This is a genomic window from Streptomyces sp. NPDC031274, assembly GCF_055570235.1.
In genome coordinates, this window is the sequence record NZ_JBVIHP010000422.1 from 1 (window position 1) to 1,095 (window position 1,095).

1 protein-coding gene is annotated in these 1,095 nt (G+C 61.4%); it reads right to left on the bottom strand.

What is annotated here, in order from left to right:
* Positions 1–319: 319 nt before the first annotated feature.
* Positions 320–1,095: tyrosinase family protein (locus ACZ5CR_RS46880; protein ID WP_468870169.1), on the bottom strand; the 776-nt coding region annotated here is incomplete at its 5' end.

The following is a 1,095-nucleotide window of genomic DNA, read 5'->3' on the forward strand; positions in this document are numbered from 1 at the left end:
CATCGCATCGACAAGCCGGTCGAGGCTGACCACCTGGTTCGTCTGGAGAAGCAGCGCCGCCAGTAATTTCTGCCTGCGGATCCCGTTGATTTCAATCTGCTCGTCGCCGTTCATCACGAGCAGTGGGCCAAGTATTCGGAAAACGTAGTCATCCCGCATATTCAATTACCCCCCAGTAATGATGTGCATAAACGTAGGACAGACTCGCTTACTACACCAACGTAGTTGCCATCGGCATTGCGGAAATGTCGATGACAACTACGTTGGTGCTGCGGCACAACTTTCGAACAGTAAGCCACCCTTCGGCTGCGTGGACCCCTTATGCGTACTGGTAGAACTTTGAATGATCCAGCAGGTCCGCGGGTGACATGGAGTACCAGGGCGCGAGCTTCGTATCCAGGGACGGGACATCCGGGTGCTCGGTCAGCGGGAGGTAGTGCGGGACGTCCGGATGCGTCTTCTGCCATATCGACCAGAGCCTGTCGATGAAGCAGTGGTGCATGAAGAAGATGGGGTCGTTCGGCGAGCCGATGTACAGCATGTGGCCGCCCATCCACGTGTGGCCGGCGCCGTGCAGCTTGCCGAGGTTCTCCTCCCAGGGGAACTTCGCATATCCCTCCAGGTGGTTGCGCAGGGACTGCGTCTCGGTTCCGTAGCCGGAGGTGTAGTTGTAGGGCGGGGTGTCGTACGTCGTGAGCGCGAGGGTGTCCTCCAGCTCCTTGACCGTCGGCAGAGCGGGGTTCACGGTGCCTATGTCGCGTACGAGATAGTCCCGGTCGTCCGCCGTGTAGTGGCCGTTGAACGCCGGATGTTCGTCGCCGACCGGCACCACGCTGACGTTGAGCTTCCACCCGTTGCAGCGGGCGAAGGGGCCGGTCATCACCTTGCGGTCACCGGGCCGGCCGTTCCCGCCCATGAAGGTGTCGTCCCACAGCGGCGAGTCCAGGCTCTGGTCCTTGGTCCAGTCCCAGTAAGGGATGGTGACGCTGGGATCGACCCGCTGGAGCGCCCTTTCCAGGATGAGCAGGTACTGGCGGTGCCACGGGAACAGGCCCGGACTCATATGGCCCCAGCGTTTGCCGACGCCGCCGTCCT